At 62.7% G+C, this 13,062-nt stretch carries 11 protein-coding genes and 1 pseudogene; 8 read left to right on the top strand and 4 right to left on the bottom strand.

Translation table 11 applies throughout. From position 1 onward, the window contains the following. From flgA to flgF, 3 genes and pseudogenes are all read right to left on the bottom strand, one after another. Positions 1-710, bottom strand: a pseudogene (flgA, locus tag MOV75_RS10900) (flagellar basal body P-ring formation protein FlgA); the annotation flags it as partial. 10 nt (positions 711-720) lie between these two features. Next, complete coding sequence (flgG, locus tag MOV75_RS10895; RefSeq protein ID WP_246920650.1) at positions 721-1,509, bottom strand: flagellar basal-body rod protein FlgG; 789 nt, start codon at positions 1,507-1,509, stop codon at positions 721-723. A 16-nt stretch (positions 1,510-1,525) separates the two neighbouring features. Then, complete coding sequence (gene flgF, locus MOV75_RS10890; RefSeq protein ID WP_246920665.1) at positions 1,526-2,287, bottom strand: flagellar basal-body rod protein FlgF; 762 nt, start codon at positions 2,285-2,287, stop codon at positions 1,526-1,528. A 376-nt stretch (positions 2,288-2,663) separates the two neighbouring features. Here flgF and fliL point away from each other — a divergent pair, with 376 nt between their 5' ends. The 5 genes from fliL to MOV75_RS10865 all read left to right on the top strand — a co-directional run bounded on the left by fliL (position 2,664) and on the right by MOV75_RS10865 (position 6,400). Further along, a complete protein-coding gene (gene fliL, locus MOV75_RS10885) occupies positions 2,664-3,161 on the top strand; it encodes a flagellar basal body-associated protein FliL (RefSeq protein WP_246920667.1) in 498 nt (165 codons plus the stop codon). A gap of 30 nt (positions 3,162-3,191) precedes the next feature. Next, positions 3,192-4,394: a flagellar motor switch protein FliM gene (gene fliM, locus MOV75_RS10880; RefSeq protein WP_018321852.1), complete on the top strand. Its 1,203-nt coding sequence runs from the start codon at positions 3,192-3,194 to the stop codon at positions 4,392-4,394. Next, a complete protein-coding gene (locus MOV75_RS10875) occupies positions 4,391-4,837 on the top strand; it encodes a DUF6468 domain-containing protein (protein ID WP_212081757.1) in 447 nt (148 codons plus the stop codon). The genes fliM and MOV75_RS10875 overlap by 4 nt, the downstream gene beginning before the upstream one ends. 9 nt (positions 4,838-4,846) lie before the next feature. Beyond that, a complete protein-coding gene (locus MOV75_RS10870) occupies positions 4,847-5,611 on the top strand; it encodes a MotE family protein (RefSeq protein WP_246920670.1) in 765 nt (254 codons plus the stop codon). Between the two features lie 591 nt (positions 5,612-6,202). Next, positions 6,203-6,400: a hypothetical protein gene (locus MOV75_RS10865; RefSeq protein ID WP_246920673.1), complete on the top strand. Its 198-nt coding sequence runs from the start codon at positions 6,203-6,205 to the stop codon at positions 6,398-6,400. Between the two features lie 22 nt (positions 6,401-6,422). Here MOV75_RS10865 and MOV75_RS10860 read toward each other — a convergent pair whose 3' ends face one another. Beyond that, positions 6,423-10,550 carry a VCBS domain-containing protein gene (locus MOV75_RS10860; protein ID WP_246920689.1) on the bottom strand — a complete coding sequence of 1,376 codons (4,128 nt, stop codon included), beginning with the start codon at positions 10,548-10,550 and terminating at the stop codon, positions 6,423-6,425. Positions 10,551-10,947: 397 nt separating this feature from the next. Here MOV75_RS10860 and MOV75_RS10855 point away from each other — a divergent pair, with 397 nt between their 5' ends. The 3 genes from MOV75_RS10855 to MOV75_RS10845 all read left to right on the top strand — a co-directional run. After that, on the top strand, positions 10,948-11,574 hold the full coding sequence (locus MOV75_RS10855) for a FecR domain-containing protein (protein ID WP_309486789.1): 627 nt from the start codon (positions 10,948-10,950) through the stop codon (positions 11,572-11,574). A gap of 84 nt (positions 11,575-11,658) precedes the next feature. Then, on the top strand, positions 11,659-12,519 hold the full coding sequence (locus tag MOV75_RS10850) for a tetratricopeptide repeat protein (RefSeq protein WP_246920703.1): 861 nt from the start codon (positions 11,659-11,661) through the stop codon (positions 12,517-12,519). A 224-nt stretch (positions 12,520-12,743) separates the two neighbouring features. Continuing rightward, the coding region (locus tag MOV75_RS10845; protein ID WP_247005654.1) for a hypothetical protein at positions 12,744-13,062 on the top strand (319 nt) is incomplete at its 3' end.

Here is a 13,062-nt window from a genome sequence, read left to right as displayed (position 1 = left end):
AACGGCATGCCGACGCTGCGTTCGCGCGAGGCGGGCTCGCCGGTAACCTCGGCCTTCGGCCGGCGCTCCAGCGAGACGTCGGAGGACTTCAGGAGATCGGTACGGTCGATGTCGCGCGTCAGCACGGCCACTTCCACCGTCTCGATCGCGGTGCCGGTGAAGCGGAGCTTGGTCGGGGCCGGATTGTTGTCGTTGGCAATCTCGAAGGCGATGTCGAAACGGCCGCTGCGGGCGTCATAGCGGGTCGCGACCGGCTGCAGCGCGCCGCTGTTGGAGGCGTCCAGGCGCATCTCGGCGACGCCGCGGTCGAACGTGATGGTGATGTTGGCGGCATCCCCGAGGCCGAAGCGGCGTTCGAGCGCCGCAGAGACCGCGGTTTCGAGGTCCTTGCTCGCGAGCGTGCGGGCGAGGCGGGTGACCTGGACTTCCTTGATGTCGCCGGTCATCACGCCGATCACCTGCTTGGCACGGAGCACCGACAGCACCTGGGCGACTGGCAGCGCGCCGGTGGTGCCGAGATCGGGCGAGCGATAGACCGGGATCAGCGCGGCCGATCCGGCATTGTCGATGAGATCGCCGACCCGCACCACGTCCGAGGTCACGGTGACGCTCGCGCGCAGCGTCGGCGAGGCGATGAAATCGTCGGCGGCCGCTGCCGGCAGGGCCAGCGCGAGAAGGACGGAGATCGTGGCGAGGGTGGCGCGGATCATCGTCATCACCTCAGCGGAACAGCGCCGTGGTCGATTGCATCATCTGGTCGGCGGCGCTGATCACCTTGGCGTTCATCTCGTAAGCGCGCTGGGCGGCGATGAGGTCGCTCATCTCCGAGACGACGTCGACATTGGCCTGCTCGAGGCTGCCTTGCGAGATCTTGCCGTAACCTTCGGCCGTGGCCGTGCCGTCCTGGGGCGGACCGGAGGAGGGCGTCTCGGTGAACTGATTGCTGCCGACGGGCTGCAGGCCCGCCTTGTTGATGAAGCGGGTCAGGCCGATCTGGCCCTGGATGGTCGAGGTCGAGGAGCCCGGCAGCGTCACCGAGACCTGGCCCTGCTCATTGACGGACAGGCCCGATGCGTTGTTCGGAATCGTGATGGTCGGCTGCACCGGGTTGCCCTGCGCGGTGACGATGCGGCCCTGATTGTCCATCTGGAAGGTGCCGTCGCGGGTGTACTGGTAGGTGCCGTCGGGCATCAGGATCTTGAAGAAGCCGTCGCCGGAGACCGCGAGGTCGAGATCGTTGCCGGTCTGCGACAGCGTGCCCTGCGTCATGCTGCGCGGCGTACCGACGGTCTTGACGCCGCCGCCGATGTCGACGCCGACGGGCAGGATGGTGCCCTGGTCCGAGGCCTGCGCGCCGACGCGGCGCACGTGCTCGTAGATCAGGTCCTGGAACGCCGCGGTCTGCTTCTTGAAGCCGGTGGTGCGCAGGTTGGCGATGTTGTTGGAGATCACCTGAACGTTGAGTTCCTGTGCCGCCATTCCGGTCGCTGCGGTGTGAAGCGCCTGCATGTCAGTTCTCCCTCAATCAGGCCGGAACGTCGGCGAGCTTCTCGATCGCCGATTTGTGGAGGTCACTCTGCTGCTGGAGCAGGTTGGCGATGGCGGTGTAGCTGCGCATGACTTCGACCATGCGGGTCATCTCGCCGACCGAGTTCACGTTCGATTTCTCGACATAGCCCTGGCGCACGCTGGACTTGGCGTCGGTCTGCTGGGTGGCGGAGCCGGCGGCATAGAGATTGGCGCCGAGCTTGGTCAGCTTGGTCGGGTCGTCGAACGAGGCCATGCGGATCTTGCCGCGGATCGAGTCGGTCTTGGCGGTGCCCTCGAGCACCGTGATGGTGCCGTCGGGGGCGACGTTGATGTCGTGGTCGGTCGGCTGGAAGGTGATCGGGCCGCCGGTGCCGAGCACCAGATTGCCGTCCGAGGTGACGAGCTGGCCGGTGCTGTTGAGCGAGAATTTGCCGTCGCGGGTGAAGAGCTCGCCGCCATTGGCCTGCACCGCGAAATAGGCGTTGCCGTCGATCGCCATGTCGAGCGGGTTGCTGGTCGGCTCCATCGGCCCCTGGCCGATGTCGCGGTAGGTGCCGCGGTCCTGCACATAGGAGACACGGCGGTCCGCGCCGATGAAATTGTCTTCACGCGCGTTCGAGTTGAGAAACTCCTCGAACAGCGAATGGTCGGCCTTGAAGCCGTTGGTGTTGGCATTGGCGACGTTGTTGGCGATGACATCCATCTGCCGTTCCAACGTCATCTGCCGTGACAGGCCGATCAGAAGCGCGTTCTGCATCGGAAATCTCCCCTGAGTGGATCTGCCATTTCGCTCTCCCAAGCGCCTTGGCGGACCCCGTGAACGAGACCGTCAGGTTCTCCCAAACCGTTCGGTCTCGGCCCTCTCTCAGCGAAAGCTGTGCCAAGTCAGAAAATTGCGTTATTTCAGTGACTTGCCCGTTTTTGATGGGCGCGTGAGGGCGGCAGAAAGGTTCTGTTAGCCATGTCTGCCCGGCAGATTTTTCCTAGTGAAAGCCCAATCGAAAGATTCCGTTAACCATTATTACCGTAGCGTTTGCCGTGAAGAGGAGCGCACTTCGCCGGGCATTTGTATCGCGTCACTGTCTCAAGGCTTCGCTCTTTCGACCCCTTTTAGAGATCCGGGCGCGGCGACCATGGCAGAGAATGAAGCGGAAGGCGGCGCAGCCAGTGAGGGCGCGGAAGCCGCTCCGAAGAACAAGCTGAAGCTCATCATCATGGCCGTCGGCCTGCTCGCCGTCCTCGGCGGCGGTGCTGCGACCTGGTTCTTCTTCTTCCGGCACGGCGACAACGAGCATCATGCCGAGGCCGCGCCGCCGCCGAAGCCGCCGTCCTTCGTCGACGTCCCCGACATCATGGTCAACCTCGCCGGCGCGCCGGGCGAGCGGGTGCAATATCTGCGGCTGAAGATCGTGCTGGAACTGAAGGAAGAGAAACAGATCGAGGCGATCAAGCCGACGATGCCGCGCGTCACCGACATCTTCCAGACCTATGTGCGCGAGCTGCGCCCCTCCGATCTCAACGGGTCCGCCGGCATCTTCCGCCTCAAGGAGGAGCTGACCAAGCGCGTCAACGCGGCGGTCGCCCCGGTCCAGGTCAGCGCGGTGCTGTTCAAGGAAGTCGTGATCCAGTGAGCACGCTGCGGAAGGCAATGGGCTAGCGGCATGGCCGGCAACGAGCAAATGGACCAGGATGCGATTGCCGCCCAATGGGAGGCGTCGCTCGATTCCGAGGATCCCGCGGAGGCCGCGAAGGCTGCCGCCGAGAACGAGCTGTCGGAGACCATGGCCCTGCAATGGGCGGCCATGGTCGAGGACGGCAGCCGCGATCTCGGCAGCGGCAAGAACTCCGGCGAGCGGGTGCTGTCGCAGGAGGAGATCGACAATCTCCTCGGCTTCACCGTCGGCGACGTCACGCTAGACGACCATTCCGGCATTCGCGCCATCATCGATTCGGCGATGGTCTCCTACGAGCGTCTGCCGATGCTCGAAATCGTCTTCGACCGCCTGGTGCGGTTGATGACGACAAGCTTGCGCAATTTCACCTCCGACAACGTCGAAGTCTCGCTCGACCGCATCACCTCGGTGCGCTTCGGCGACTACATGAACTCGATCCCGCTGCCCGCGGTCCTCACCGTCTTCAAGGCCGAGGAGTGGGAAAACTTCGGCATGGCGACGGTCGATTCCAACCTGATCTATTCGATGATCGACGTGCTGCTCGGCGGCCGCCGCGGCACCAGCCAGCTCCGTATCGAGGGCCGGCCCTACACCACGATCGAGACCGAGCTGGTCAAGCGGCTGGTCGAGGTGGTGCTGGCCGACGCCGAACAGGCGTTCCGGCCGCTGTCGCCGGTGACCTTCACGATCGACCGGCTCGAGACCAATCCGCGCTTCGCCGCGATCAGCCGTCCCGCCAATGCCGCGATCCTGGTGCGCCTGCGCATCGACATGGAAGACCGCGGCGGCAACATCGAGCTGCTGCTGCCTTATGCGACCATCGAGCCGATCCGGGGCGTCCTGCTCCAGATGTTCATGGGCGAAAAGTTCGGCCGCGACCCGGTCTGGGAAGGCCATTTCGCCACCGAGATCGTGCAGGCCGAGATCGCCGTCGATGCCGTGCTCTACGAGGCCGACATCCCGCTCAAGCAGCTGATGCGGCTCAAGGTCGGCGACACGCTGCCGCTGGACATGCGCGCCGACGCCAACGTCACCGTGCGGTGCGGCGACGTCACACTGACCGAGGGGCGGATGGGCCGGGTCGGCGACCGCGTCGCGATCCGCGTGACGAAACCCTTGCGCAAGCCAAGTACGACACTTGCGATGTTCGAGAAGGTGGACGAGCAGAACAAGATGATGGAGGCCCCATGAACCACTCCCTGGGAATGGCGATCGAGACGCTTGTGGCTATCCTGCTGATGCTGACGATCGTCTACTGCGTCATGCTCAACAAGCGGCTGACGCGGCTGAAGGCGGACGAGCATTCGCTGAAGGCGGTGATCGGCGAGCTGATCACCGCGACCGAGATCGCCGAGCGTGCGATCGGCGGGCTGAAGCTGGCCGTGCGCGACGTCAACGAGAACCTCGGCAGCCAGCTCGCCGCGGCGACGCAGATGTCGGACCAGCTCTACAAGCAGCTCGGCGAAGCCGACAACGTAGTGCGGCGGCTGTCCAAGATCGCGATCGCCGCGCGCCCCATGACCAGTCCGGAAACGGTTGCCGCGCCCGCGGCCAAGCCATCGACGGCGAAGGCGGTAGCGGCGGCAGCCGAAGCCTTCTCCGAGCGCCGACGATCCAACGGCCTTGCCGCATGAAGTCAGGGTATGAAGTCCTTTCGTAACATCCGCGTCATCCCGGTCGTCCTGGTCGCCGTCGCAGGCCTCGCCACGCTGAAGGTCGCGGGCCTCGTGATCAATGGCGGCTACGTGTTCGACTACAAGCCGAACCAGGCCAAGAAATCCTGGGCGCAGGAGAATCTGAACTTCCCGACCGGCCGCGAGGACCCGGAGATCATCACCGGCTCGACCCATGGTGCGCCGAAGGAGGCGCCCAAGCCCGCCGCGCCCGAGACCAAGCCCGAAGGCACCGTGGTCAAGGTGGACGAAGCCCAGCCGCAGGTCTCGGCCTCCGAGCGCGCGATCCTCGAACGGTTGCAGGCGCGCCGCCAGGAGATCGAGGCCCGCCAGCGCGAGATCGACATCCGCGAGAGCCTGCTCAAATCGGCCGAGAAGCGTATCGAAGGCAAGGTCGAGGAGATGAAGGCGGTGGAAACCCGCATCTCCGCGACGCAGGCCGAGCAGAAAGCCGCCGAAGCCCAGCGCATGAAGGGCCTCGTCACCATGTACGAGGGCATGAAGCCCAAGGACGCCGCGCGGGTGTTCGACCGGCTGGAGATGGGCGTGCTGATCGAGATCGCCTCGGCCATCGCGCCGCGAAAGATGTCGGATATTATGGGGCTGATGTCGCCGGAAGCCGCCGAGAAGCTGACGGTCGAGATGGCCCGCCGGGCCAATGGCGGCGGCGATCAGTCCGCCTCGGCCGGAGATCTGCCCAAGATCGACGGCAAGCCGACGCAAAAGCCGAATTGAGCGCTCAAGGCGAAGCGTGCTTTGGCAACCTGCGGTGTCGCGCGGTCGTTCGGCTGAAGCGCAGCCGGACACCCCTGCGTGCCTAGTTCGCGAACGCCTGTTGCACCTTGCGAACAGGCGGACGCAACTGCTTCTCCACCCGAGGAAGAGAATCGAGCTGCTGCTTGTTCGCCACGGCCTTTGTGGCCCGAGTCACGAGCTGCAGCCTGCTATGGCAACAGGAGCATTCATATACTTTCAGGGCATATCCTCTGGCGATCGGAATGATCTCGACGACCGCTCTTGCCCTGCTACACACAATGCAACCGGCTTCTCCGCTCATTGACGACCCCCAAAGCCAATTAATCGGTTCGCATCGCCGAGATCACATCTGATTCAGAGTCGCGTGCGAAGCGCAACGCCTCGAAGGTTGTGGGCACGCACGCTCGGCAACTCGTCAAGGCGGCACGTTGCGGGTGCAGCTGCGGGAGCCGGCATCTTCTGAGACTGCGGTGAGTTGACGCGCGCGTGTGTGAAGTGGCGGACAGTGGCACTCAAGGCGCCGTCGTAAGCTTCGGCCATTCGCAGTCAGCAGCGCAGGAGGAGGAGGCCATGAACTACTCGTCCGCAGCAGAACGCGTAATCGAGGCCGTCAACCGGCTCCTCCTAGCGGCGATGACTTCCGCCTGGACGTCCGCGCTAAACCATCAGCATGCAGCGCCGCCCGAGGGCGACGACGGCAACGATGATGAATCTTCTCTCGATCAAGAGAACTCCTCAGCGCCGGACGGCGCCGGCAATCAACACTGAAGACGCCATCGCCTTGCGGGCGTCACACGATCAGATCGTGCAACACATGGCCTTGAACTGTACCTGCTCCGTAAGCTGGATCAACGTCAGGCGGGGATGTCTCAGGCATGGATGCCAGCTCGTGGAATGCTCCAGCGTGGTCGTGATGACCGGCGACGTCTGAGACATGATCCAACACCGCGCTGTGCTGTGAACCCTGCGAAGCGTCATCCTTGAACCGGAACGAGTCGCCGAGCTGCTGCGGATTGGCGGGCTTTGACGCGGACGCTCCATGGGGCGAGCCGTGCTGCTCTGCCGCGTTGCCTGAGAGCGAGGAGTGGGCGCCAGGGGCCGATGACTGCAGAAGGTCGGGGTTGAGCGTCGTCTCTGCCGCGTGATCGCCGGTATGACCAGCCGCCTGTGCGGCGTTTGCCGGGTGCGAGACGCCGTGATTCCCGGCATCGCTCCCCAGCGCAAGCCCGCGCCCGGCGTGCGGTTCGGCGGCGTCATGATCAAAATTCAGCGCGGCGACAGCGATGGCAGGCATCTGGCCGCTTCCGGAAATCGCGCCATGTTTGCCAGCCGTCGTGTCTGTGTCGAGCATGTGGTTGAAGACAAAACTGATCTCCGTCGGTGCGGCCGTGTGCTGCAAGATCGCAGGCAGTCCGCTGGCTGAGGGAGCTGCCGCGTCACTGCTGGTCGTTTCGGTCGCGCGCGTTTGCACCTCGTCTGAACCGGCGATGCTGGAATATTCGGTCCATTCCCAGCCCCAATTCAGGCTGGAGGTCGCCTCGCTTGATTGGATTGCGGAACTCCCATCGGCGAGGGGCGTGCCATCGCCGCTTCCGGAATCGGACGAGACCTCGGAAGTGCTCGCTACCACGGCGGTCGCGTCACTCTGCGCGGTTGCGGTGAGATCCAGCAGTTCGCTGGCAGCCGCCATCACAGGTGCCGCCGGCGGCGCCAGGATGAAGTCCGACGCGTCGATGGTTGCAATCCCCTGCAAATGGATTTCGAGCAGACCGGAATCGCCGACGTGAAGGGTCTGGTCCGTTGCATTGACGTACACGATGGTTTCATTTGCCGTGCTGTCATAGAGCCAGGCGATCGTATGTGCCGGCACGGCCGTGCTAGTTGAGCTCAAGGCCAAGATGGCGAACCCAAGCGCACCAAGAGCGGTCAAGTCGATCTTGTCGGCCCCCGAGGCGAAGTCGGTGACGGTGTCGAACTGGCCCGCATTGGAATCGGCCACGAACAAATAGGCGAAGTGGTCGTTCCCATTGCTGCCGGTGAGTCGGTCCGCACCAAATCCGCCGGTTATGGTGTCGCCGCCGTTGTTGCCGTTGATCGTATCGTTGCCCGAGCCGCCGTAGATGACGTCATCGCCGTCGTTGCCTTTGATCGTGTCATTACCGGAGCCGCCATAGAGAACGTCCGCTTTGCCGGTACCATTGACGGTATCGCTGCTGGCGCCCGCGTAGATGATCTGACCTGTATCGCCGCCGCCCGCGATGGTTTCGCTCCCCGGCGTCCCATACACGTTGGGTGGATCGGAGATCACGACGGATCCGGTGGCCAGGTTATCAAAATCGTTGGGGTCTGCGTCACTAGCGCCATGGATGGCGATGGTCACCGACTGGGTCGTGCCATCGATGGCAGTTACCGTGAAAGTGTCGGTCAGCGTGTCGCCGACCTCGAGCGCCTGAACCACGCTATTGTTGTTGTCGAGGGTGTAAGTCCACACGCCGGCGGCCGTCATGGTGAAGGTGCCGTATCCGTCGTCGCTCGACGTAGGCGAAGAGACCGCGGTGAAAGTGTTCGGCGCGTTGTCGACGTCCGTGTCGATGAGCGTGCCGGTCTCGACGGGAGCGCCGGGTGAGAAAGTTCCTGCCTCGGTCACTGAGCCGGTCGTTGTACCGAAAATAAGGGCCGCGTCGTTGGCGCCGTGGATGGTGATCGTCACCACCTGCGGCGTGCCGTCGACGGCTGTCACAGTGAAACTGTCGATAAGTGTGCCGCCGACATTGAGCGACTGCACCGCGCCGTTGGCGTTGTCGAGCGTGTAGGTCCACACGCCGGCGGCGGTTATTGTGAAGGTACCATAGCCACTCGTGCTGGCCTTGGGCGAACTCACGGTTGTGAAGGTATTGGATGCGTTGTCGACGTCGGTGGCAACGAGCGTGCCTGTTGCGCTCGGCGTGCCGGGTGTCGCGTTGGTGACGCCTCCGGCCTCGGTCACCGAGCCGGCCGTTGTCCCGGAAATGACAGCGGCATCGTTGCTGCCATGGATGGTGATCGTGACCACTTGGGCAGTTCCATCCAGCGTGGTCACCGTGAACGTATCGGTCAGCGTCTCGCCGGAATTGAGAGCCTGCACCGCAGCGTTGGCATTGTCGAGCGTGTAGGTCCACACGCCCGCTGCCGTCATGGTGAAGGTGCCGTAGCCAGCGGCGCTCGCCGTTGGCGAGCCGACCGCCGTGAAAGCATTTGCGGGGGTGTCGACGTCGGCATCGGTGAGCGTACCACTCGCGGTGGCGGTGCCGGGGTTTGCATTGGCGATGCCGCCAGCCTCGATCACTGCGCCAGTCGTCTCACCGGAGATGATCGCCGCGTCACTGGTGCCGTGGATGGTGATCGTCACCACCTGGGCGGTGCCTCCGATCGTGGTTACCGTAAAGCTGTCGGTCAGCGTCTCGCCCGCATTGAGCGCCTGCACAGCCAATTTGGCGTTGTCTAAAGTGTAGGTCCACACCCCGCCGGCCGTCATCGTGAAGGTGCCGTAGCCACCGGCGCTCGCTGTTGGCGAGCTCACCGCGGTGAACGTATTGGGCGGATCGTCGACGTCGGTGTCGGTGAGGGTGCCGGTCGCAATCGGCGTGCCGGGCGTTCCATTGGCGATGCCACCGGCCTCGACAGTCGAGCCGATCGTGGTGCCGGAGATGATTGCCGCGTCATTGACACCGTTAATGGTGATCGTGAAGGTCTGATTGACAGAGGTGAATCCATCGGAGACCGTGATAACGAAGCCATCGGTCGTGGGCGCCTTCAGCGCGTTGATAGCGACGTCGTCGGGCACGAACGTATAGGCGCCGCTCGTGCTGTTGACGTAGAGTATTCCGTAGGGGCTTGTCTTCGACAGATCGTACGTCACTCCACCCAGGACCGTATTGCCGGCGCTCGCCCCGATGACGCCGAAGGTCAGCTGGTCGCTGCTGTTGGTGCTACTGGCACTGAAAGTTCCTGTCGCCGCAGTGAATGTGTCAAACACCACCGTGTCGAGTTCAGCTGGCCCGGCTCCGGTGCTGAGCGTCGGCGGTAGACGTCCTAGAGGCTCGAGGATGACGAATGGCAACACAGTCGGCAAAGTCCGCAGCTCCGGCGCGTCAGGCGGAACGAAGTTGATCGGCTGCAGCGGCTGGGATTTGACAAAGGGTGGTGTGCCCGATCCATGTGGCCCTTGGTCTGCGAGATTGGCGAGCACATCCTGCTGAGCGGCGCGCAATTCGTCCATGCGAGCGGCCGTGTTCGCGACCTGGTTGACGCTGATGGTGGATCCCACCTTCTTGAGGACGATTGTCTCGCCGGGATCTTCAACGATGATGTGTCGTGGGATCCGCTCCTTGGTCACGAGCTCAAATGCACCGTGCGCAAGGTCCTTGTAGGTGATGGAGTCGTCATCCAGGAATGTGACATCAGGATCCGCAGCTTCGGCATTTTGCGCGGCCGAGAAAGTCAGTGCTGCAAGTGTCAGCATCCCGAAGCCGCCGGCGTGGCCCCGGGCGCGGATGCCTGCAATGGGTGTATTCACCTGGAGTGATCCGGTTTCTGCCAGCCGGCCTGGTACGAAACTGAAGCTTCCTCGAGCCACGTCGAACAGGGCTCTCGGTGACATGCCTTCGGCGTCGAAGACGAATTCGTTCAGCACGACGTGAGTGCCGCAGGCGATGTTGAACAAAGTACCGTCGATGAAGCGAAGTGTGATCTGTCCGTCGGCATCGGTCTCGATCACGTCAGCCCGGTGGACAGGCGCGCCAGCCACCGCCTGTGTGGCGACGCCGCTCGCTGGTGTGAGCGTACCGCAACCGATCACTTTATGGATATGGCCAATGATTTGGACGGACAGGGCCATGGCGGCCCCGCTACCAACCTGGATGTCGGACGCGACTGACATGGTTCAACCTCGCCTGGGTGATCGATTCAGGCTCGGCGTGCTGCCATGGTCTTGCTCGGGGCGCCCTCGCCAAGGGACGAAAATATCCTAGGCGCTGGCAGCCCAAAGGCGTGCCCGCCGAAATAATCAAGTTTGCCTTTGAGAGAGACGTTTCGCAGGGACAGCCAGACTGACTGCCATTTCCGCTCCGCCCTCCCGCCAATGTGATTAAATTAAAAAACGAGACGCATTCAAATTTGTAGCATTTATCTGGCGCAGGCCTTAATTAAGCCGGTCGAGAAAATTAAACAACAATTATATTTAATGCAGCTGCGCTTCGCGGCTCGAACGATGGCCGCCGATAGCGACAAGATCTTCTCAGAAAGGGGGGATCATGCGCAGACCTACGATAGCCGCTTTGGCGACCGGCTTTGTTTTGGCGATTGCCAATTTCTTGCCGAGTGCGGCTCGAGCGCAAATCGATTCCGCCAAGCCCGCCGTCGCTACCCCGGCTTCGAAACCGATTGGGAAGGTGGTGGCGGCAACAGGCTCGGTCACGATCGAACATGCGGGCGCAGTGGTCGTTCAAGCGAATGTCTCGAGTGAGCCCGCCCGGACCAAGACGGGTGATTCCGTCTATCTCGGTGATGTGGTGCTGACCGGGGCCGACGGCAAAGTCGGCATCAACTTTACCGACGGCAGCTCGTTCAATCTATCGAGCAACGCTCGCATGGTGTTGGATCATTATGTGTATGAGCCGGACGGCAAGTCCAATGCGACCCTGTTCAATCTCGCCAAGGGAACGTTCACTTTTGTTGCGGGCAGTGTCGCCAGGACTGGTGACATGAAGGTCGATACTCCCGTCGCCACGCTGGGGATCCGAGGCACGACGCCGCATATCGAGATTTCGGATGATGGGTCAGCCAGATTTTCGACCCTGATTGAAGAGGGCAACAGCAAGCTCCTGAAGAAGCCGCCGGCAGTCGCTGCGCCGAAGCCCGATCGAAGCGCCAATCGCAGACTCAATATCTGTCGCGGATGCTGAGAAGTTGACCTGAAGCCGCCATGCCGGCGGCCGATACTGGGATTAACGCTTCGTCACTCTCGGAGTTCGGCGCCTGGTGCGTAAATGACCGCAAGAGCCAGTGTCATCAAGGCAGTGATTCTCATTCTGATTGTTGTGCTGTCCGGTTCGTCGGGCTTCGCGCAGAAGCCAAAGAAGGGCGGCGCACTCAAGAATGTTGAACTGTGTAACGGCTCAGATCGGGTGTTGCCCGAAGCTCGGATCGATGGCTGCACGGCGTTTATCGATGCGGGCGAGGGGACTGCGAACGGCTTCGCCGTCGCCCACAACAACAGAGGCAATGCCTATAGCGCCAAAACCGACTACGAACGCGCGATCAAGGACTTCGCTGAAGCGACCAGGCTCAATCCAAATTATGCCAAAGCCTTCAACAATCTTGGCGTGGCTTATCTGAGGAAAGGCGCGCACGACCTCGCCCTTGGCGCTTTTGAGGAGGCACTCAGGCTGAATCCAAACTATGGCGCTGCGTTTGCCAACCGTGCGGCAGCCTACCTGAAGAGCAATGCGTACGAGCGTGCAGCGCAGGACTATGATGAGGCAATTCGTCTTGATCCGAATCTGGAAGCGGTGTGGAGCGGGCGCTGTTGGGCCCGAGCCGTCCTCGGCGCTTTGCAGGCTGCGCTGGACGACTGCGACAGGGCGCTTCGATCGGAAACAAACGCCGCGACGTATGATTCGCGAGCTCTGATCAATCTGAAAATGGGGCAACTCTCCGCGGCTATCGATGACTACAATTCAGCGCTGCGATTCGCGCCCAAACTTGCGAGCGCGCTCTACGGTCGCGGGGTTGCCAAACTCAGGCTCGGCGACAAAGGTGGCGGCGATAGCGATATTTCGGCGGCAAGAAGAATCGACGCTGGAATCCGCGAGGATTTTGCTCGCTATGGCGTGCCGTCGAACGATTGACCAATCGCGACAGCGCCGTCGTGCAGGTGTTAACAACTTCTTAACCGCCTGCCTCTCAAATCCAAACTTGACCGATCCGCCCACGCTCGATCCGGCACGGCGTGCTGTCCCAGAGCAAATCAAGATATAGCATTAACAAGTCCTTAATTGGCGAGTCCTACAGTCGACGGCACCGGCCGGCGCCATTGCCGGCGTGGATTGTCGGACCGGAAGAAATGCCACCAATGGCGCGAGAGGCTGCCGATGGATTGTGGTCGCGAGCCCGCGCAATGACGCCGGGGCTGTCGCGTCATGTCCGAAAGGCTGGCGTGCTGGCGGTCTGCCTACTGATCGGCCTCGGTGTGCCCGCCCGGGCGGCCGATTCTGTAAGAGGCGAGGCGACCTTTTCGGCCGGCGGCGGCTTTGCCCGCCTCGTCATCAAGCTCGGCGAGGACGTTCCCTCCGAGGTGACGACTGCGGGCTCCATCCTCATCATCCGCTTCGACCGGCCCGTCGACGTCCCCGTCGACCGCGTTCCGGAAGGCGCGCCCGATTACGTCAACT

This window comes from Bradyrhizobium sp. PRIMUS42, from assembly GCF_023006515.1.
Taxonomy (GTDB): Bacteria; Pseudomonadota; Alphaproteobacteria; order Rhizobiales; family Xanthobacteraceae; genus Bradyrhizobium.
Note: the sequence above shows the minus strand (reverse complement) of the source record. Positions and strands in the feature narration are given on the sequence as shown.

Bases quoted from the DNA above. Each gene is read 5' to 3' on its own strand.
- flgG (WP_246920650.1), bottom strand. From the start codon at position 1,509: ATGCAGGCGCTTCACACCGCAGCGACCGGAATGGCGGCACAGGAACTC.
- flgF (WP_246920665.1), bottom strand. From the start codon at position 2,287: ATGCAGAACGCGCTTCTGATCGGCCTGTCACGGCAGATGACGTTGGAA.
- fliL (WP_246920667.1), top strand. From the start codon at position 2,664: ATGGCAGAGAATGAAGCGGAAGGCGGCGCAGCCAGTGAGGGCGCGGAA.
- fliM (WP_018321852.1), top strand. From the start codon at position 3,192: ATGGCCGGCAACGAGCAAATGGACCAGGATGCGATTGCCGCCCAATGG.
- MOV75_RS10875 (WP_212081757.1), top strand. From the start codon at position 4,391: ATGAACCACTCCCTGGGAATGGCGATCGAGACGCTTGTGGCTATCCTG.
- MOV75_RS10870 (WP_246920670.1), top strand. From the start codon at position 4,847: ATGAAGTCCTTTCGTAACATCCGCGTCATCCCGGTCGTCCTGGTCGCC.
- MOV75_RS10865 (WP_246920673.1), top strand. From the start codon at position 6,203: ATGAACTACTCGTCCGCAGCAGAACGCGTAATCGAGGCCGTCAACCGG.
- MOV75_RS10860 (WP_246920689.1), bottom strand. From the start codon at position 10,550: ATGTCAGTCGCGTCCGACATCCAGGTTGGTAGCGGGGCCGCCATGGCC.
- MOV75_RS10850 (WP_246920703.1), top strand. From the start codon at position 11,659: ATGACCGCAAGAGCCAGTGTCATCAAGGCAGTGATTCTCATTCTGATT.